Annotated in this window: 20 protein-coding genes and 1 riboswitch; of the genes, 6 read left to right on the forward strand and 14 right to left on the reverse strand. The window is 38.0% G+C overall.

Annotated features, from left to right (window positions below; genetic code table 11):
• Position 1: 1 nt before the first annotated feature.
• The 7 genes from LS684_RS16680 to LS684_RS16710 all read right to left on the reverse strand — a co-directional run bounded on the left by LS684_RS16680 (position 2) and on the right by LS684_RS16710 (position 5,186).
• A complete protein-coding gene (locus LS684_RS16680; protein ID WP_233807591.1) occupies positions 2–355 on the reverse strand; it encodes a hypothetical protein in 354 nt (117 codons plus the stop codon).
• Between the two features lie 13 nt (positions 356–368).
• Entirely contained in the window at positions 369–842 is a 474-nt protein-coding gene (locus LS684_RS16685) for a cytochrome c-type biogenesis protein CcmH (protein WP_233807593.1), read from the reverse strand.
• Positions 839–2,827: a heme lyase CcmF/NrfE family subunit gene (locus LS684_RS16690; protein WP_233807595.1), complete on the reverse strand. Its 1,989-nt coding sequence runs from the start codon at positions 2,825–2,827 to the stop codon at positions 839–841. Before LS684_RS16690 ends, LS684_RS16685 begins: the two co-directional genes overlap by 4 nt.
• Positions 2,828–2,848: 21 nt before the next feature.
• The gene (locus LS684_RS16695) at positions 2,849–3,286 is read right to left on the reverse strand and encodes a cytochrome c maturation protein CcmE (RefSeq protein ID WP_233807597.1); all 438 of its coding nucleotides are present in this window, start codon (positions 3,284–3,286) and stop codon (positions 2,849–2,851) included.
• Between the two features lie 5 nt (positions 3,287–3,291).
• Entirely contained in the window at positions 3,292–4,242 is a 951-nt protein-coding gene (locus LS684_RS16700; protein ID WP_233807599.1) for a hypothetical protein, read from the reverse strand.
• A 505-nt stretch (positions 4,243–4,747) separates the two neighbouring features.
• Positions 4,748–4,912: a glycogen biosynthesis protein GlgD gene (locus tag LS684_RS16705; RefSeq protein WP_233807601.1), complete on the reverse strand. Its 165-nt coding sequence runs from the start codon at positions 4,910–4,912 to the stop codon at positions 4,748–4,750.
• 10 nt (positions 4,913–4,922) lie between these two features.
• Positions 4,923–5,186 (reverse strand): YtzC family protein, encoded by a 264-nt coding sequence (locus LS684_RS16710; RefSeq protein ID WP_233807603.1) that lies wholly within the window; start codon positions 5,184–5,186, stop codon positions 4,923–4,925.
• A gap of 206 nt (positions 5,187–5,392) precedes the next feature.
• Between LS684_RS16710 and mnmL the strand changes: the two genes are divergently transcribed.
• Both mnmL and mnmM read left to right on the forward strand, forming a co-directional pair.
• Complete coding sequence (mnmL, locus tag LS684_RS16715; RefSeq protein WP_233807604.1) at positions 5,393–6,361, forward strand: tRNA modification radical SAM protein MnmL/YtqA; 969 nt, start codon at positions 5,393–5,395, stop codon at positions 6,359–6,361.
• Positions 6,358–6,930 carry a tRNA 5-(aminomethyl)-2-thiouridylate-methyltransferase MnmM gene (gene mnmM / locus LS684_RS16720; RefSeq protein WP_233807605.1) on the forward strand — a complete coding sequence of 191 codons (573 nt, stop codon included), beginning with the start codon at positions 6,358–6,360 and terminating at the stop codon, positions 6,928–6,930. Before mnmL ends, mnmM begins: the two co-directional genes overlap by 4 nt.
• Before the next feature lie 69 nt (positions 6,931–6,999).
• Here the strand turns inward: mnmM and LS684_RS16725 are convergent, their stop codons facing one another.
• Both LS684_RS16725 and LS684_RS16730 read right to left on the reverse strand, forming a co-directional pair.
• The gene (locus LS684_RS16725; protein ID WP_233807606.1) at positions 7,000–8,004 is read right to left on the reverse strand and encodes an LLM class flavin-dependent oxidoreductase; all 1,005 of its coding nucleotides are present in this window, start codon (positions 8,002–8,004) and stop codon (positions 7,000–7,002) included.
• Positions 8,005–8,198: 194 nt separating this feature from the next.
• Positions 8,199–9,278 (reverse strand): tetraprenyl-beta-curcumene synthase family protein, encoded by a 1,080-nt coding sequence (locus tag LS684_RS16730; protein WP_233811689.1) that lies wholly within the window; start codon positions 9,276–9,278, stop codon positions 8,199–8,201.
• Positions 9,279–9,563: 285 nt separating this feature from the next.
• Here LS684_RS16730 and LS684_RS16735 point away from each other — a divergent pair, with 285 nt between their 5' ends.
• Positions 9,564–10,085, forward strand: coding sequence for a gamma carbonic anhydrase (locus LS684_RS16735; protein ID WP_233807607.1), 522 nt, complete (start codon positions 9,564–9,566; stop codon positions 10,083–10,085).
• 67 nt (positions 10,086–10,152) lie between these two features.
• On the forward strand, positions 10,153–10,953 hold the full coding sequence (locus tag LS684_RS16740) for a C39 family peptidase (RefSeq protein WP_233807608.1): 801 nt from the start codon (positions 10,153–10,155) through the stop codon (positions 10,951–10,953).
• Here the strand turns inward: LS684_RS16740 and asnB are convergent.
• The 3 genes from asnB to LS684_RS16755 form a co-directional block, all read right to left on the reverse strand.
• Positions 10,950–12,845 (reverse strand): asparagine synthase (glutamine-hydrolyzing), encoded by a 1,896-nt coding sequence (gene asnB / locus LS684_RS16745; RefSeq protein WP_233807609.1) that lies wholly within the window; start codon positions 12,843–12,845, stop codon positions 10,950–10,952. The genes LS684_RS16740 and asnB overlap by 4 nt on opposite strands.
• A gap of 552 nt (positions 12,846–13,397) precedes the next feature.
• Positions 13,398–14,597: a methionine adenosyltransferase gene (gene metK, locus LS684_RS16750; protein WP_233807610.1), complete on the reverse strand. Its 1,200-nt coding sequence runs from the start codon at positions 14,595–14,597 to the stop codon at positions 13,398–13,400.
• Between the two features lie 316 nt (positions 14,598–14,913).
• A riboswitch (SAM riboswitch) is annotated at positions 14,914–15,091 on the reverse strand.
• A gap of 158 nt (positions 15,092–15,249) precedes the next feature.
• The gene (locus LS684_RS16755; protein WP_233807611.1) at positions 15,250–15,624 is read right to left on the reverse strand and encodes a thiol-disulfide oxidoreductase DCC family protein; all 375 of its coding nucleotides are present in this window, start codon (positions 15,622–15,624) and stop codon (positions 15,250–15,252) included.
• 208 nt (positions 15,625–15,832) lie between these two features.
• Between LS684_RS16755 and pckA the strand changes: the two genes are divergently transcribed.
• The gene (gene pckA / locus LS684_RS16760; protein ID WP_233807612.1) at positions 15,833–17,419 is read left to right on the forward strand and encodes a phosphoenolpyruvate carboxykinase (ATP); all 1,587 of its coding nucleotides are present in this window, start codon (positions 15,833–15,835) and stop codon (positions 17,417–17,419) included.
• Between the two features lie 597 nt (positions 17,420–18,016).
• Here pckA and LS684_RS16765 read toward each other — a convergent pair.
• Positions 18,017–18,262 carry a DUF2584 domain-containing protein gene (locus LS684_RS16765; RefSeq protein ID WP_233807613.1) on the reverse strand — a complete coding sequence of 82 codons (246 nt, stop codon included), beginning with the start codon at positions 18,260–18,262 and terminating at the stop codon, positions 18,017–18,019.
• A 43-nt stretch (positions 18,263–18,305) separates the two neighbouring features.
• Complete coding sequence (locus LS684_RS16770) at positions 18,306–19,091, reverse strand: alpha/beta hydrolase family protein (protein ID WP_233811690.1); 786 nt, start codon at positions 19,089–19,091, stop codon at positions 18,306–18,308.
• A gap of 365 nt (positions 19,092–19,456) precedes the next feature.
• On the opposite strand from LS684_RS16770, the gene LS684_RS16775 reads away from it, so the two are divergent.
• Complete coding sequence (locus LS684_RS16775) at positions 19,457–20,452, forward strand: ABC transporter substrate-binding protein (RefSeq protein ID WP_233807614.1); 996 nt, start codon at positions 19,457–19,459, stop codon at positions 20,450–20,452.
• Positions 20,453–20,459: the final 7 nt, after the last annotated feature.

Raw genomic sequence — 20,459 nt, forward strand, 5'->3', positions numbered from 1 at the left:
GTCATCCCTTTCCTTTTCGAAGCTTTTGGAGCTCTTTAGTTATTTCATCATCAATCTTATCCTTCACTTTTTCTTTCCTATTTGCAGCTTTCATTTGATTCCCCTGTAAATACCCAGCTGCAAGTGATTGGTAATGGACTTTCATTTGTTCGTAATCCTGTGGAGATAGTTTCTTCATTAAATAATCCATCTCCAGTTCATTCATCGTTTGATAAATGCTTTCTAACGGTGCATATCCCTCAGGTTCCTTGCGTTCGACAGCCACCCATTTCTCTGTTTGAAAAAAGGGAGAAGTGATAAAATAAAAGCAAGTAAGCACTAAGATGCAACCAATAATGAGATAGACATAATCCATAATGGATCCCCTCCTAAAAGAACTTATGACGTTCTTCCTCTATGATTTTCTCTAGCACTTCCTGATCGGCATTTGATTGAAAAGTGGTATTTGTAGCAGCTGCCTTTTGATGGTTTAAAACTGTAAGCTTTTTGATCCAATAGGCAACAACGATCGCGCCGATCAGAAAGATAAAAGCTGGCATCACCCACGCAATAATGCCTCCCCCTTCAGTAGCTGGTACCCTTAACGCTTGCTGACCATATTCATCCACATAAGAATTCAAAATATCCTGCTCTGATTTCCCTTCATTTAGCATGTCAACGACTTCTTCGTAATAAACCTTTTGAACACTACAAGTAGCAAAATCATGATCAGCGTGCCCTTGCATATCAAGCTGTGATATAACTTCTTTAAATTCCTTTGAATTATGATCGAAGGCTGCTAGACCAACACTTGGAATAAAGATGAGATAAAAAGCCACGATTAGAATCCAGCTACGCTTCATTTTGTCTCCCTCACTTCTTTACGATTTGGAGTTTGTGAGTTGACTCGCTTAAGCGGTTTCCCACCGATCAATGCGATTGCAGTTCCAAGCACCATAATTACACCACCAAGCCAAATCCAACTAACAAACGAGTTAATTTTCATGACAAGCGTAATTTTTTCATTACTTTCCCAAGAACTTAACACGACATACAAATCTTCCTTCCAATTCGTCTTTATTGCTACTTCAGATGAAGGCTCTGGCCATTTATCATAGAATATTTTTTCTGGCTTTATCGTTCCTTTGTTTTTTCCTTTATATGAAACGGCTAGGTTAGCATGAACAATGCCATTTCCTCTCTCGGACCGTTCAGAAAGCTCTTCGAATGTAAGCTTATAATCTCCAATAGAGACCGTTTCTCCCTTAGAGACTGTTTTCATAACCTCTGTTGAATATGCATTGGAGCAGATGACTCCTACTGCAATGAAAGCAATTCCAATATGAACCAAATAGCCACCATATCGGCGTTGATTTTTCCTGGTCAGTCTAACCGTAGCAAGAATGATATTTTCCTTCGTGGCTTTTCGCCTCGCTCTTACACCTCTAATGACTTCAAGAAAGTGTGTAAATAGCATAATAACGGTTACAGATAAGCCTCCGATTGCATATACTCCCTTCACACCAGAAAAGATGAGCGTTATCGCAAACAAGATGCCTGCAAGGAGAGGTAGATATGCATTTTTGATAAAACGATTAAACACAGCCTTTTGCCATGATATTAATGGACAAATGGCCATTAATAATATAAGAGCGAGCATAATCGGCGCCATCACTTTATTGAAATAAGGAGCACCCACATTGACTTTTGTTCCAGTTAAAGCTTCTGATATCAGCGGATACATCGTTCCCCAAAAGACAGCAAACGTCGCCGCAACTAAAATATAGTTATTTAATAAAAAGCTACTTTCCTTAGAGAAGTAGGATTGAATCGGAAGGCTATCCTTTTTAATTAATTGGTATCGACTAATAACCACATACATCGAAAATAACAGCATAAAGGCCATAAATAGTAAGAAATACGTTCCTAGATTGCTATCACCAAATGCGTGAACACTTGTTAAGATCCCACTACGCACTAGAAATGTGCCGAATAAGGATAAAATATAGGAGAGAATGATTAAGCTTAGATTCCAAGTCTTTAGCATGTTTTTTCGCTCTTGAATCATTACCGAGTGAAGAAAAGCAGATACGGTTAGCCATGGCATAAAGGAAGCATTTTCAACTGGATCCCAAGCCCAATAACCTCCCCAGCCAAGCTCTAGATATGCCCACCATCCACCTACGATATTCCCGATTGTCAAAAATAGCCAGGCGGTTAGTGTCCATTTTCTCGTTAACTTAATCCACAGCGCATCCATTCGTTTCATGATTAATGCAGCAATTGCATAAGCAAATGGGATGGCGAGTCCAACATACCCCATATAGAGTGTTACTGGGTGAATGACCATCCCCGGATTTTGAAGCATTGGGTTTAGCCCTTTCCCATCTGGAGGAATTGTCTCGGTCATCTCAAATGGATTTCCGCTGATTAACATCACTACATAGAAGAATAAAAGATTAATAGATAGAATACTCGAGACATAGGGAAGCATCTCATTTTGTTTCTTTTTTGAGAGAACAATAATTGCAGAATATAGACTGAGCAAAAATGTCCAAAGTAATAAAGATCCAGCATTTCCTGCCCAAAAAGCAGTGAGCTTATAAACTAATGGCAGTTCAAGATTCGTATATTGAGCCACATATTTGTATTGAAATTGACTTGTACCGAGTAAATAAAGCAGGATAAAGGTCGAAGTACTTCCTACTAACAATAGTGAAAGCATAGCTCCTTGGGCACTTTCCAACCATTTTGAGCTTTTTTTTCTTACTCCTATAATATTTGCCACAATGGAATAGGCAGATATGACCGCACCGAGTATAAGAGCAATATTTCCAATTACATACATGTCGTCACCCTTTTTCTACTTCTACTCTTCGAGAATTTTTTTATGAGTTTCTGTGTCATAGTTGTTCATATCTTCACCTTCGTATTTAGAAGGACATTTCGTTTGAACTTTCTCCGCTTCAAATTCTCCATCACCTTGTACAAAGCCCTCTACAATAACAATGACATCTGCAGAGAAGTTATCAGGTTTAACTCCTTGATAAACAACTTCAATAGCTTCATCTTTTTCATCATATAGTTCAAAACGAAGTTCAATTTTGTCAGCATCCCATTCTACCGACTGTTCATTTAACAGTCCTTGGGTCATTACATATTCCCCATTGAATTGTTCTATATCACTCTTCAGCTCATGGATGGAGATTTCCTTACTCCCAGCGCTTGGCATCGTTGAAAAAAGCATGATGACTAATGCAGAAGCAACCAATGATAGTCCAAAAAGTATCTTTCTATTCTTTGTCATCTTCCTTACCCTCCGATCTTCTTTAACAGCTCTTTATATTCAGCTTCTGTAATACTCCCTTCTAGGAGCATCATTCGTAACCGAGCCTTTCTTTCACTGTTATTTTTACTAACTGGAGAATCTATGCTTCTTCCCTTTCGTCTTAGGAACAGAAAGACGAGAATACCCCCAATTATGGATGTGGATGCTAACAAGATGATGATCGTGCGAACCGGGAGAATTTCATTCTTTTTAGTCGCTCCTTCTCCATTAGCTGGATGACCGGCCATTTCGTTCATCATTTCTAAAGAAGTTTTTTCCTCAGCCCGTTTGTATTCCAATTGAAAGCTTTTTGTTTCATTTGCCTTTATTCCTTGAAACGGATATACAAACATGTTCATTCCATATGAGTTCTGCTGATGGGACTCAGCAGTCGGTGTCAGCTTAAAGCTATCGGTATTTAATGGCTCGAGAACGACGAGACTTAATAAGCCAATGTCAGCAAAGCTAGTGAATTCATAGGAAAGTGTCTTTTTCTCACTATCTACTTTTAAGCTACTTGTATAAAATTCAATGACAAATTTATAAAGTTCACCTGGAAGTATTTCTTCACTTGTTTCCCAAGCAATGGTTCCCGTAGTTGTGTCGATTTTATATTCGATCTCATTCATTTCGGTTAACTCTCTGTTGTAGTCTGCTACAAATCCAATTCGGAAGTTTTGATCATTCATTGGCATCGGGATTTCGATTTTCCCTTTTTGTGGGTTTTCTGTTTGATTCATAAGTGTTCCATGATACCCAACCAAAAGTGGGGGATGATTTTGTTCCTGATCACTCGGGTGATATGAAAACTCTGGCATCACTTGAATATTTAATTCTTCCATTTTCAGAATGCTTGATTGGTCTTGGGCTTTTGCCCATTCTGGAGGGATGAACATTAAAATGATCATGCTGAAGATAGCCATCCACTTTTTCATTAATCTCTTCCTTTCTTGATATTTCAAATTAAATGTCTTTAAATTTGTACATTTTGTGAATTCATTCACAAATATTCCCTAAAAAAAATGGTGTGTTTCAACGTGATGATCTAATAAACTGAGTAAATATTTTATTGATAGATCTTGCTCTATCAACAACCTCTTCCCAAATGATGGTGACATCTTCACAAGTAGATGATTCCGTTATCTTATTTAAACCATTTTATTGCCTTCTAGTTCTGTGACGTATTTCACAAAAGTTTTTCCTCTTCTTTACTACTTTGTGAACAGCTACTTTTATGTTGTTTTTTCAGATTTTTCATTCATTTTTACTCTTTGATGATGATTGAAGAAACAGAACTCCTAAGGCAGGTTAGGATTCGGTTGTCTAGAGTACAAATGAAAACCTTTCCTTCAAACCAAAATAAACACCATATACTTAACTAACAATCCGTTAAGTATATGGTGCTGCTTTTATGATTCCCTCTTTGCCCCTAAAACTTAGTTATTCTGGATGGAACTTGGATTTAACCGGTTGTCCACCTTTGTTTTCATATTTTTTCTTTGCGCTTTTTAGTGGATCGTATTCTTTACCAAGCTCCAAATCCTGATTATTTATCCCATTTCTTGTTTTCTGCTCAGGGTTATTTTGCTTTGAACGTTTTTTCATCTATATCCCCCTAGTATCTAAGTAATGTCATATGGTTTTGTGCTTGCTGTAATTGTAATCTCATACGGTGAAGCTGCTCACGTTGCTGCGAATTGGCACTATGGGCTAATTGGGTTAAATCATTGTATGCATTCTCTAACTCCTGCATAGCTACCGCGTACTCATCATCGTTATAATGCTCTTGTCTACTGCTTTGTTTATATTGCTCTTGAGCATGCTGAAGAGCCGTTTCACATTGCTCAAGAAGTTGTTCCATAGACTGACGAGTTGCCATCGAATTTGCCCCCCTTTTTTCTTCCTGAAGCATAAATTGCTTCTTTTTATAGTGTGTTCAATCTCCGTCCTCCTACAACGGAATCGTCAAAATAATTGCTTCCATTTTAAATTGAATTGGATAACCACTTACCTTCATGATAAAATTCTTCTTATGAAGTTTTCAGCTCAATAACCAAGATTGAACGATAGAAGGAGGTTAACCGATTGAATAAGGATAACCCGTTTCCATATGCCTCAGATGACAAACGTTACCACACTTGGAATTATCACCTTCGTCAGCAATTCGGCCATAAAGTGTTTAAAGTGGCTTTAGATGGTGGTTTTGATTGTCCAAATCGTGATGGCACTGTTGCCTTTGGAGGCTGTACATTTTGCAGTGCGGCAGGGTCTGGAGATTTCGCAGGTAACCGTGCGGACGATTTAGAATTTCAATTTCATGAAATAAAAAACAAGATGCATCATAAGTGGAAAGACGGCAAATACATGGCTTATTTCCAAGCTTTCACAAATACGCATGCTCCCGTAGAAGTACTTCGTGAAAGATTTGAACGAGTATTAGCTCAAGAGGATGTGGTTGGTCTTTCTATTGCGACTAGACCCGATTGTCTCCCTGATGATGTCGTTGAATATTTAGCAGAATTAAATAAACGTACTTATTTATGGGTGGAGCTTGGATTACAAACCGTTCACGAAAAAACGGCTACTATTATTAATCGTGCCCATAATTATCAAACTTATGTAGAAGGTGTTCATAAGCTACGGAAGCACGGAATTCGAATATGCTCACATATTATTAACGGTTTGCCACTTGAAACAACTGAAATGATGATGGAAACAACAAGAGAGGTTGCTAAGCTGGATGTTCAAGGAATTAAGATCCACCTCTTGCACTTGTTAAAAGGAACACCGATGGTAAAGCAATACGAAAAAGGCTTATTGGAATTTTTATCCTTTGATGACTACATTAACTTAGTATGTGATCAATTAGAGATCCTTCCACCCGAAATGATTGTTCACCGAATTACGGGAGATGGTCCCATTGACCTCATGATTGGTCCGATGTGGAGTGTAAATAAGTGGGAAGTTCTTAATCAAATTGATGCTGAGCTTAAGCGCAGACAAAGCTATCAAGGTAAATTTTTCACTTTTAATAAATTGGTGAAAAGCCAATGAAGCTCGAACGAATTCTTCCCTTTGCAAGGCAGCTATTAGAGCAAGCTGTGTCACGTGGTGACATCGTCGTTGATGCAACACTTGGAAACGGACACGATGCATTATTTTTGGCTCAATTGGTCGGGGATTCAGGGAGAGTATATGGCTTTGATATTCAAGAGGAAGCACTTAATCATTCGATGGAACGTTTAAGGGAGCATCAGCTTCTAGAACGAGTGACTTTTTTCCAAAAAGGTCATGAGCATGTAAGTAACTCGATTCCACCCATACACCATGGGCGAATAACGGGAGCCATTTTTAACCTTGGTTATTTGCCAGGCGGTGACAAAACGATTGTGACGAAGCCTGATACAACCATCTCAGCAATTGATCAGCTTCTAGAAATGATGGCACCTGAAGGAATCATTATCCTTGTCATTTATCATGGCCATATCGAAGGAGCAGTCGAAAGGGATTACCTTCTTCGTTATGTAAAAGGGATTGACCAAAAACGGGCTCATGTACTTCAATACCAATTCATTAATCAAAAGAACAACCCTCCGTTTATTGTTGCGATTGAAAAAAGATAAGCTCGTCCACATGACGAGCTTATCTTTTTAATAAAGCTACTCAAAAAGTATGATCTTTAGATAAATAAATTATTTAAGAAGCTCGTTTGCTAATAGCTCAAAAGACTTCAATTTATCTTTAAAATCATACGTAATGGTGACAGCCATTACTTCATCTGTCCCATATTGCTCGCCTATTGCAAGAATCTGCTCCTTTACTTTCTGAGGATTTCCAACAATCATTCGCTTGCGATTTTCTTTCATTCGCACTAGTTCATAGGGACTGTATTGATATGCTGCTGCTTTTTCAGGACTAGGAGTACCATTTGATCTCATTCCTTGTTCGATCATTAAAATCGAAAGGTCGATACTCGATGCAATTCGCTCTGCTTCTTCATCTGTTTCTCCACAAATGACAAAGACAGCTACCATATTTAGCGGTTGCTTCAAGTATTTTGAAGGTCTGAAATGACGCCGATAAGATTCGGTATATTGGACGCCACCCTCGCCATTAATAAATTGAGCAAATGTATATGGGAGCCCCTTTTGTGCTGCTAAAATGGCACTTGATGAGCTAGATCCAAGCACCCATACTTCGGGTGCTGTTTGAATTTGCGGTGTTGCCTTAAGACCATTAAATGGATGGTGATTTGGAAGTGCATCATGTAAATAGCCCAAAAGATCATCAATTTGCTCTGGGAACTGATCAGTCATTCTACGTTGTCCGTGGTTTAATGCCATAGTGGCAATCGGCATCCCGCCTGGAGCTCTTCCTAAACCAAGGTCCATTCGATTTGGGTTTAATCCTTCAAGAACGCGGAAGTTTTCCGCTACCTTATATGGGCTATAATGAGGAAGCATTACACCTCCTGAGCCAACACGGATGGACTCTGTTTTCGCTGCTAAATGTGCAATTAACACTTCTGGAGACGAACCGGCTAAGCTCGTTGTATCATGATGTTCAGATACCCAAAATCTAGAGTATCCTAGCTTTTCTACATGCTGTGCTAATAACACTGTATGGTTTAATGCCTGTTCAGCAGACATCCCTTCAGATATCGGTGACTGATCTAATACACTTAATTTGAGAGTCATTTCTACACCTCTTTTTTTATCGTGTTATTATTATCTGCCTCCGAGAAAAAAATGTCTAATGAACTGCTTAAGAATGATGATTTAGGGTTCACTCTCACTCATGGAATGTTAAGTCTTATGAAAGACAGAAATAGTAGAAAAAGAACACACTTACAGCTAGTTTTAACTTATCCTCTTAGTTTTTGAAATGCACTTTATTTACCGAATATCCTCACCATTCTAGGTGAAATTAGCTTTTGCATCGATCTGTAAGCTCTTCCATTAATGTAAAAAAAGTAACTAATCATGCCAGAGGTTTTGATCATCTCTTTTGCTAACTTCTTGACATTTTTCTGTTTTCTTACTTTTTCATCTGATAAATAAATACCTACCAGTCCACGATTGATAAGCTTGTGAAATTGTTTATGGGGAAGCCCTTCTGTATGACGGTCCGCTTCTAGAATAAAGTGTTTTAACCGATCGAATAGCTCTTGTTCGTCTTGATAATAGAAGCAGAAATTTAAATCTCCACCTTCACGATCCTCATCTTGGTCGATTAAGTAATCTAATAAGATATGTAAACCCTGAATGTATGGAAAATACCCATTTCGAATATTTTGAGCATGGGTATCTTGAAAATCATCTCTCATCCCGTAGGAGACAAGACAGAAAATGCCGAGGGTAGACCCTGAGCATGCAGAAAATTCATACCACTCCATTTCTGGAATATGATTCTTATACAATTCGTACCAACTTTGCAACCTGCCCTCTCGCTCTTCAACTTTGACATGCTTATGTATTTGTAAATCACTATAATATTGGCAAAGTTCAAGAAGGTGCTTTTGAATGTACTCATAATGTCTCATTTTCCCTAAAACATGCTGGCACGTTTGCACAAGGTCTGAGAGATAATTTCCATCCTCTTGATCCTCTCGAAAGCGATAATAATTAACATGTCTCGCACCTACCGTTAGAGCATGGCTCATCGATTCGTGAAGAGCAGCAAAATCATTGGGATCAAGAGAAGTACTTCGATCACATAAGTTGTCTAAATAGTCACTGATAGTTTGATAAGCTACAATAAATTTAATGGCATCTTTGTACTGATTTGTTGCCATTAGTGACATGATGCCTCCACCCTCACAATGAAAGGTTTTATGCTGGATACTGGAGAGAGCTTGCTCCCTGAGCTCTGCATTCGGAATTTGCAAAGCGCGCTCCTTCCAATATGCTAATTCACGATGTACTGCTGGGATAATTTTCCGATAGACACGAGACATTAAACTGATAGGCATAGATGGAATCAACTGTTACACCTCACTACACATGAATGGCTCTATTGTGTTTATTTTTGTTTACAAGGAGCTGTGATGCTACTCCTACTTCGTGATTTTTTCATAGCTATATTTAATAAACCTTATTCTATCATCTCCAGCTTTTATCACAAAGAAAAGTCCATTCGTATAATTGAGGTAAAATCTACATTGTTCTTTTTAAGCATTGCCGATGAAATAGGGGTTCCAAGGCAATGCTTAAAAAGATAAAATAGAATCAATCATTATTAAGGAGAGAGAATAGTCATGATCTATCCATATAAAGGAGTAACACCTCGCATAGCAGATACCGCATATATTGCTGACTTTGCAACTGTAACAGGAGATGTTGTTATTGGGGAAGAATCAAGCATCTGGTTTAATACGGTTATTAGAGGGGATGTTTCACCAACGCTTATTGGAAACAAAGTAAATATACAAGATAATTCTGTTTTACATCAAAGCCCTAGCCGCCCACTTATTATTGAAGATGAAGTAACAGTTGGTCATCAAGTGATATTACACAGCTGTACCATCCGAAAAAAAGCTCTTATAGGAATGGGTTCAATTATATTAGATGGCGCAGAAATAGGAGAAGGAGCTTTCATTGGAGCAGGTAGTTTAGTCCCTCAAGGAAAGAAAATCCCACCAAATTCACTGGCTTTTGGAAGACCTGCAAAGGTGGTACGTGAGCTAAATGCCGATGATATTCAAGACATGGAGCGCATTTCAAGAGAATATGTAGAAAAAGCTCAATACTATAAGTCAATTCAACAAAAGGATTTATAACTCAAAATGAGCCTATATATTCTTTGCCGACCTTCCCTATATTATTCAGTTGATAGGAGGTGGCTAAATGCTTAGATTCCTATCTGTGTTTCTAGTTGTTCTTCTGATCATAACTGGCGGCTTTATTTTAGATAATACTCAAAATTCCAAGGTTGTACTCGCCATCGAATCGGTCAGATCGTGGATAAACAAGCCCATCGCAAAAACCAACACCTTTTTAGAAGATAATTTTGAAATGTCGATTATTAAAATACAAGACCAGGCCCTCATAGATGCACCTGTGGTAAACCAGTTTCCTGAGCTTCCACGAGGCTGTGAAGTTACGAGCCTAACTATGCTTCTTCAATTTGCTGGAGTGCATGTTGATAAAATGACACTTGCGAATCAAATCGTGAAGGAAGGTTCTACTTATCGAGTAGAAAATGGGAAAATTTACTTTGGTAATCCTCATGATGGGTTTGTTGGAAATATGTATACGTTTGACGAGCCTGGTTTAGGTGTGTATCACGAACCTATTCGCGATCTGGCTGAACAGTACTTACCAGGGCAAATTGATGACTTAACAGGAACGGATTTCACCGAGCTAAAAATTCATTTATCGGATGGACGACCTGTATGGATTATTACAAACACAACCTATAAAAAGCTCTCACCCGATCACTTCCAAACCTGGTATACACCTAGCGGAAAAATCGAAGTGACATTTAAAGAGCATTCCGTTTTATTAACAGGATATGATGAAGAGTTTGTGTACTTTAACGATCCTCTAACAGGTGAAAAAAATAAAAAAGCACCCATAGCTGAATTTGAACAAGCCTGGGTGCAAATGGGGAGTCAGGCGATTACCTTTCTCCCACAAAATGATTAATTTTGAGCAATTGTTTCTTTCAGATACTCCTTTTCGAAGGAGTATTTTTTTTCCACATAGACTTGATGCCAAACCATGAACATTAAAACTGTCCATATTTTTCGGCTATTGTCCGCTTTTCCTTGGCAGTGATCCTCTAGTAAGCCTAATAAATATGGTTTATTTATTAAATGATCTGTGTCGCTCTCACGAATAATCGTTTTCGCCCAGTCATTCATTTCATCCTTTAGCCAATGACGGATTGGAACAGGGAAACCAAGCTTTTTGCGGTTTAATACATGATCAGGAACAATTCCTTCTGCTGCTTTACGTAAAATATATTTCGTCGTTCCGTTTGCTGTTTTTAAGCTTGTCGGAATTTGAGACGCGACATCAAATACAGCTTTATCTAAAAATGGAACACGAAGCTCTAAGGAATGAGCCATCGTCATTTTATCCGCCTTTAATAGAATGTCTCCACGCATCCACGTATGAATGTCAATATATTGCATACGGTCAACTGGATCATACCCTTTGCTTTCAGCATAAAGCGGCTTCGTAATGTCCTTATAATTCAGTCCGTCACGATATACGTTTAATAGTGAGCGTTTTTCTTCTTCAGAGAACATCTTGGCATTCCCAATGTATCGTTCTTCCATCGGAGTGACTCCACGCTCAATAAAGCTCTTTCCTTTCATTCCTTCTGGCATCACTTGCGCCATGAATTTTAGGAAGTTTTTTACGATGCTTGGCATTCTGTTAAAAACCTCTAAAGATTGTGGTTCACGATAAATGTTATAGCCACCAAAAAGCTCATCTGCCCCTTCTCCAGAAAGCACAACAGTTACATGCTTACGTGCTTCTTTCGCTACAAAATAAAGAGGTACACAGGCAGGATCGGCTAATGGATCGTCCATATGCCACATAATCTTTGGAATTTCATTCATATATTCTTGAGGTGTAATTACATGACTAATGTTTTCGACCCCAAGTTTCTCCGCTGTTTCCTTTGCTACGTCAATTTCACTAAATCCGTTTCTTTCAAACCCGACAGAAAACGTCTTAATGGCAGGATGAAATTCCTTCGCAATAGAAGCTATAATAGAGGAATCAATACCACCTGATAGAAATGAACCTACAGGCACATCACTTCGCATATGAATATTAACTGAATCAAACAATACGTCTTTGATTTCTTTAATGAAGGTTTCCTCAGATTTTTGTACCGGTTTAAAAGAAGCTTTCCAATAACGATTTACTTCCATCGGACCACCAATTTTTTTCGTGAAATAATGACCCGGCTCTAGCTTTTGAATTCCATCTGTCATCGTATATGGTTCAGGAACAAATTGATAGGTTAAATAATGCTGCAGAGAATCATAGTTGATCACTTCATTTTCTAATGCCAAAAGGATACTTTTCTTCTCTGATCCGAAGAAAGTCTTTTCTCCATCATCATAATAGAAAAACGGTTTAATCCCGAATGGATCTCTAGCTCCATAAAGAGTTTGCTCCTGTTTATCCCAAATGACAAATGCAAACATTCCTCGAAGCTTCTCAACTGCTTTCTCGCGTAAATGGCTGAATAGCGCAATAATGACTTCTGTATCTGAGCTAGTTTCAAAATTTAATCCTTCGTTAAGTAGCTCTTCACGTAGCTCCACGTAATTATAGATTTCTCCGTTAAAGATAATCCAATAACGTTCATTTTCATATGTCAATGGTTGGTGTCCACTTTCAATGTCAATGATGCTAAGCCTGCGAAAGCCAAATTGGATATGGTCATCGTAAAAATATCCATCATCGTCAGGTCCACGATGAGTAATTATATCATTCATATTTTTAAATACATGTCTTTGATTATCTTGAAAGTTCTGTGCCTTTTCATGTACACAACCAATAAATCCACACATTATGTACGTCACCTACTCCATTTCTATTATGTAATAATCTATTTGAAACTCAGATGTTTTCACATACATTGTTGTTTTTGAAATATGGGCCGTTTTCTGCTCCAGGATACTCGCTTGCAGCGAGGAGTGCGGTGAGTATCCTCGGTTTCGCCTGTGGGGTCTCACCTGTCCCACTGCTCTTGCAGGCGTCTCGCATCCACTCGCTCCAAACTGCTAGCCTTCATATGAAGAAAGGAATCTTACCTCATATTAAACAACAAGCTTTTAGAATATAGCCTTTTAATAAGATCTATTTGATTAACAAAAATATCCTTATTAAATAGAGTTTTTCCTCACAACAAGCTTTTCTAAAACAGGATAAACTTAATGGCATATCAATAAAACATACCTACTAATACTACCATTAATTATTTTATAATTGCACGGTTAAACTGAAAAAACAATAGGAAATATTAAGGGGATTCCCTTATAGGATCATTTATATATAGAGACGATATGAAAAAGACGGAAGTTACATGGATGTAACTTCCGTCTTTTTCATTTTGTTAGAGATTATACATTCGCTTGTTCGCGCAATGCATCAGCTTTGTCTGTAGCTTCCCATGGAAGGTCAAGATCATTGCGTCCAAAGTGTCCATAAGCAGCCGTTTGCTTATAAATCGGGCGACGTAGATCTAACATATTGATAATCCCTGCTGGACGAAGATCAAAGTTACTACGTACTAGATCTACTAATACATCTTCACTTACCTTTCCAGTGCCAAAAGTATCAACGGAAATAGATACAGGCTGTGCTACACCAATTGCATAAGCTAATTGTACTTCTACTTTATCTGCTAACTTAGCCGCTACAAGATTCTTTGCTACATAGCGAGCTGCATATGCTGCAGAGCGGTCTACTTTTGTAGGATCCTTACCAGAGAATGCTCCTCCACCGTGACGAGCGTATCCACCGTAAGTATCAACAATAATTTTACGGCCAGTTAAACCAGCATCCCCTTGTGGTCCCCCAATAACAAAACGACCAGTAGGATTGATGAAGTATTTAGTGTTTTCATCAATTAGTTCTTTTGGTACAACTGGATTAATAACATGTTCTTTTAAATTACGCTGGATTTGTTCCAGGCTAATTTCTGGATGATGTTGAGTTGAAATAACAATCGTATCAATACGAACTGGCTTGTCATTTTCATCGTACTCAACTGTTACTTGCGTTTTACCATCAGGACGCAGGTATGGAAGAATTTCTTCTTTACGTACTTCAGTTAAACGACGAGAAAGCTTATGAGCTAATGAGATTGGAAGAGGCATAAGCTCTTTTGTTTCATTACAAGCAAAACCAAACATTAATCCTTGATCCCCAGCTCCAATTGCTTCGATTTGCTCATCAGTCATTAAGCCTTCGCGAGCTTCTAACGCTTGGTCAACCCCCATAGCAATATCAGGAGATTGCTCATCAATAGAAGTTAAGACCGCACATGTTTCTGCATCAAAACCATATTTTGCACGAGTATACCCAATTTCTTTCACTGTTTCACGAACGATCTTTGGAATATCTACGTATGTAGAGGTAGTAATTTCACCAGCAACAAGTACAAGACCAGTTGTTACCGATGTTTCTGCCGCAACACGAGCATTGGCATCCTTAGCTAAAATTGCATCTAAAATCGCATCTGAAATTTGGTCACAGATTTTATCTGGATGACCTTCAGTAACTGACTCAGAAGTAAACAAACGACGTTTCGTTGACATCTGATTTCCTCCTTATATAAGAAAATAGCGAGGTTATCCTTTTGGCAAAAGATCAACCGCATATTTAACCTCAAGGTTGATACGGTACTCATTCCCTAAGTAATAAGAACAGCTTACTCCCACATTTCATTACGGTTATGGTTACTCTATACCTTATGAAGTGGTCTGGTAAACTTGGAGTTTTTATTAGGTTTTGGAATTCAAGATGAATTATTCATAAATATCCGATAGAAACTCCAGTCAAGATCATTTTAAACATAAAAAAACCTTCCCTATATAGAGGAAAGGTTGTTAGCAAAATGATTTGCGCCTTTCACTCTTATCGTTCAAGGATCGTGTCCTTGCGCAGATTTAGCACCTTTGCTCAAAAATAAAAGAGTTCTAAGAAGTCACGGCAAATTACTCTTGCCGTATGTGTTTGAATTCTTTAAGATCTTTGATAGCAGGTTGCTGGGTTTCATAGGGTCTGTCCCTCCACCAGCTCAGGATAAGAGAGTATCCGTTCAAGGAAAAATCATATCGTATCACATCGGATAATGTCAATGTTTTTTCAAAAATACTTTCAATTTACTCTTTTATTAGCATTTTGTATGTTATGGAATAAGTGAACCATCTGCTCCTGCCAAAATAGGAAGAATAGCTAAAGCAACTCTTATAAAGAGCATGATCCATCCTCACATTTACGTTTAAGGAAACGATGACGATTTTTTGCAATAAGTTTATAAGCCGGGACACCTATAAGAGGAACAAATGGGATGTATAATAAGGTAGCGATTATTGTAAATACAGGAGAAGTCAACAATAACCTCCGCACAGCATAAAACCCTTTTACTATTTTTTGATTCGGTAATATTATATGAAGCTCTTTTCTGAGATCTTCTTTAGTGAATGGAAATGACTTGTTTAAGCGCTCATACGTTTGCAGAGACACCCACTCTACTTTATTCAAACGATCCAATCGACGAAAGAGTTTTTTAGATTCTTGGCAAAGAGCACATGTTTCATCATATAGGGCAAGTATTTTCATCTCATCAGTCCCATTGTTAAATATTTGGAATATACATATAAATACACATTGTGGGGGTTAGACAGGAAATGTAATATATATTTTGAAAATTGATTGAACAAAAAACTTTTTTTGAATTAGTATAGACTAATTGTTTAAATGTGTTATACTAATTTAGAGATGTAATCACTTTCAAAAATACTATTGAAAAAAGGAAGGTATTCATCAGATGAATTCTGTAAGCATATCTAGTGAATTAACTGAGTTATTAAAAGGCAATAACATTCAAATGCATTTATCAGTGCCACAGCTAGTGGAAAAGGTTTTAACACGTGAAGAGGGTGTTTTAACATCTACTGGAGCTGTACGTGCTACAACTGGTAAATATACAGGTCGCTCCCCTAAGGATAAATATATCGTAGAAGAAGCTTCAATTAAAGATAAAATTGATTGGGGTTCTGTTAATCAACCTATATCTGAAGAAGTATTTAACAACTTATATAATAAAGTAATAAACTACCTTGCCCAAAAAGATGAAGTATTTGTTTTCAAAGGATTTGCTGGTGCAGATAAAAAATATCAACTTCCAATCCAAGTCATTAATGAATATGCATGGCATAACCTTTTTGCGCATCAACTTTTCATCCGTCCAACAGAAGAAGAACTATTGGATCATGAAACGAAGTTCACTGTTATCTCTGCTCCAAATTTCAAAGCGGATCCTTCCGTTGATGGAACGAACTCTGAAACTTTTATCATGGTATCATTTGAGCGTCGTACCGTTTTAATTGGTGGTACAGAGTACGCAGGAGAAATGAAGAAATCGATTTTCTCTATTATGAACTATCTTCTACCTGAAAATGATATCTTATCTATGCACTGTTCAGCAAATGTTGGTTTAGAAGGTGACGTTGCGTTGTTCTTTGGTCTATCTGGAACAGGAAAAACCACTCTATCTGCTGATCCTAACCGCCGCTTAATCGGTGATGATGAGCACGGTTGGTCTCCAAACGGTGTATTCAATATTGAAGGTGGATGCTATGCGAAATGTATCAATTTATCTCGTGAAAAAGAACCACAAATCTTTGATGCGATCCGTTTTGGTTCTGTTTTAGAAAACGTCATGCTAAACCATGAAACTCGAATTGCAGATTATGATGATAACACACTTACAGAAAATACACGTGCTGCATACCCTATCCAAGCAATTGATAATATTGTTGACCCTAGCATTGCAGGACATCCTAATACGATCATTTTCTTAACAGCAGATGCTTTTGGTGTACTACCTCCAATCTCTAAATTAACAAAAGAGCAAGCGATGTTCCACTTCTTAAGCGGTTATACATCAAAGCTTGCAGGTACTGAGCGAGGGATTACTTCACCTCAAGCAACTTTCTCAACTTGCTTTGGTTCACCATTCTTACCACTACCAGCTACTACTTACGCTGAAATGCTTGGTAAAAAAATCGATGAACACAATGCGAACGTATATTTAGTCAACACAGGTTGGACTGGTGGAGAATACGGCGTTGGTAACCGAATGAAGCTTTCTTATACGCGTGCTATGGTTCAAGCAGCTCTAGAAGGCGAATTAAATAATGTTGAAACGGTTACAGACGAAATATTCGGACTTAACATTCCTCTCCATGTACCTGGTGTACCTGATGAAGTCCTTCAACCAAACAAGACTTGGGCTGATCAAGGAGCATATGAGGTTAAAGCAAAAGAACTAGCAGCTAAATTCCGTGATAACTTCAACAAGTTCACAAACGTTTCTTCTGATATCTTAGAAAAAGGTGCTCCAAAAGCATAACTGAAAAAGCAATATCGTTTAAAGCTAAAGAGGTCTACTTAATAGTACATGTGCTAATTAATTCGAGGGACAATTCCTCTAGAATTTCTTTAAACACATAATCTAATTAAGAGGAAAGAGGCTGGGACATAAGTATTTGTATTTCAGTCCATGATATATCCGAACTTTTTACTAGTTCGGGTATTTTTATTTGTTCGAAAAAAAAAATTAAAAAATAGTGGAATGGAGCGGAAGACACTCGACTGCTAAGGGGAATTGAGGAAACGCTGAGACACCAAAGCGCAGGGAGGAGGCTCAGCTTCCTCCCTGCGGAAAGCAAGTGTCTGCAGCGCAGGTGGAACGAACTTGTTTTTACAACCTACCTATTTGAATAAAGTCATTGTTCGTCTTTGAGCAGGAGTCATATAGTTATGTCCCAGCCTCTTTGTCTACTACCTAAGCGGTACGAATTTCACCTTTTTTTATTATGCAATTTTATCTTTTGCAATGACAAAACTAATTTGTTAATAAGATTTCGTAGCTTTTTTTTACCCACTGTTGTTTACAGAATGTAAACAACCTAAACCCATACTATAATAGGTACCTAGTATCACCCATTTAGTTTGTAGAGTTTAATGAAACCAATTGATACGTTAGTTCTGTTTGATTATTTTCCCAAGACACTTTTTTAATAAGTGCGGTTCCACTACTTTCTCCATGTTTCGTTTTACGAACTTCAACGGGAATTTCTAGTGGATACAAACGATACCCTTCTTTTACAAGTACGAAGATGTTCTCGTCATTCATACGTGTTTCATTTCCCTTTGTAACAATCATTGTATTTAGCTCAAGCGGCATACCCATTTAACTCTCTCCTTCATCTTCACTTAACGTAATCATACCATTTTCACATTTGAGTTTTCATCCAAATCGTTAAGTCTTCTAGAACTTTTCGGTTGATTGCCGGAGGGAAATAATGGGTGTATTCTTGAAAATACCAGCTTTCAACTTTTTTATGTAATGCGTTTAACCGCTTCTCCAATCGATACGAATGATCAATGGACACATTATGATCCTGGACTCCATGGATAATCAACACGGGAGACCTTAGTTTTTCTAATGAAAACAATGGCGTACGATATTGATAACGTTCAGGGTATTTTGTAGGCGTCCCTCCAATTACACGCTTCATCATACGACGAAGATCCTTACGCTCAACATAAGTTAAAAACATATCGCTTACTCCACCCCATGTGACGACTGAAGCAGCACCTGGATATTCGATGCCTGTTAATAATGCCATGACTCCTCCTCGGGAAAAGCCAAACACATGAACTCGCTTTACTCTCTTATGTACATCCAAAAGCTCAAATGCAGAAAATGCGTCTTCACGATCATCCCCAGCAAAGTCTTCATTTCCTTCGCCACCCTGATTCCCTCGATAGAACGGAGCAAACACTATAAACCCTTCAGATGCAAACTGAACAATTCGGCCCGGCCGTACTTTTCCTACATTTTTGATGCCACCTCTTAAATATAGTAGTCCCTCGTAAGTCGCTTCTCCTTTCGGCTCTGCTAATAACCCCTTTACCTTCAATCCACCTGACATATAGGTCACTAAAAATAACTCAATCTGTGGGTTTGGTGATGGAAACCTATGTTTTGAAATAATTAATGGATGATCTGATGCAATCACACACGTTCCCTCCTTCTATCTACAAAATTATTTATGGGCATTCACACATTTTTTATCCTTATCATACGATATTTTAGAAATTATTTAAAAAAGGATGTTTTCTATTATTAATCTAATGGATTGAAGGTGGTTATCACTTAAATGAAATAACATTTTCTTCATTTCATTTGTATGGCTGCTTTCGTCTTTCTAATTGAATATCATTCTATCCCTATCAAACAGTCGAATTCAAGGTAGCTTGTCTTCCTCACCTTGAAGAACAAGCTTTTTTGAACAAACTCGTTACGTAAGGAAGAGGATGAAACATCAAGGTTATAGGAAACAACCTAAAAATGAGGCAATACAAACGAGGAGGGCCTTACATGAAAAAATGGGCAAAAATCAGTTTTTCCCTGTTATTAATTGCTATATTAATCATCCCTTTAGCTGCCTGTAATCAAGAGAAAACAACGAAAATACGAGTAGCAGAAGTTACGCGTTCTATTTTCTATGCACCACAATATGTTGCTTTAGAAAAAGGATTTTTTGAGGAAGAGGGCTTAGACGTGGAGGTCACTACCACATGGGGTGGAGATAAAACGATGACCGCGCTTTTATCAGACGGAGCAGACGTAGCATTAGTTGGTTCCGAGACATCTATTTACGTATATGCACAGGGCTCTGATGATCCTGTCATTAACTTTGCTCAGCTAACTCAAACAGATGGAACCTTCTTAGTATCACGTGAAAAAATCGACAATTTCACTTGGGATCAATTAATAAATTCCACTTTTCTAGGTCAGCGTAAAGGTGGCATGCCACAAATGGTTGGTGAATTCGTATTAAAGAACCAAGGAATTGATCCACAAAATGACTTAAATCTTATTCAAAACATTGACTTCGCGAACATTGCCAGTGCTTTTGCCTCTGGAACTGGTGATTTTGTTCAGCTTTTCGAACCAACAGCTAGCATTTTTGAAAAAGAAGGCAAAGGCCACATCGTTGCATCTTTTGGGAAAGAGTCTGGCTATGTTCCGTATACGACCTTTATGAGCAAAACTAGTTATATGGAAGAAAACAAAGAATCGGTTGAAAAATTCACTAGAGCGTTATATAAAGCACAGAAATGGGTAGAAAAACATTCTGCAAAAGAGATTGCTGAAGTCATTCAGCCATTCTTTGAAGATACCGAATTCGAAATTATTGAAACGGTAGTTGACCGCTACAAGACTCAGGGATCATATGCAACAGACCCTATTCTTGATGAAGAAGAGTGGAACAATCTGCAAACAATCATGGACGAAGCCGGTGAGCTTCCTAAGGTAGTTGACCATAAAACATTAGTCAATACGGACATTGCTGAAAAAGTAAAAAAATAACTTCGCT

The sequence above is a fragment of the Cytobacillus spongiae genome (assembly GCF_021390075.1).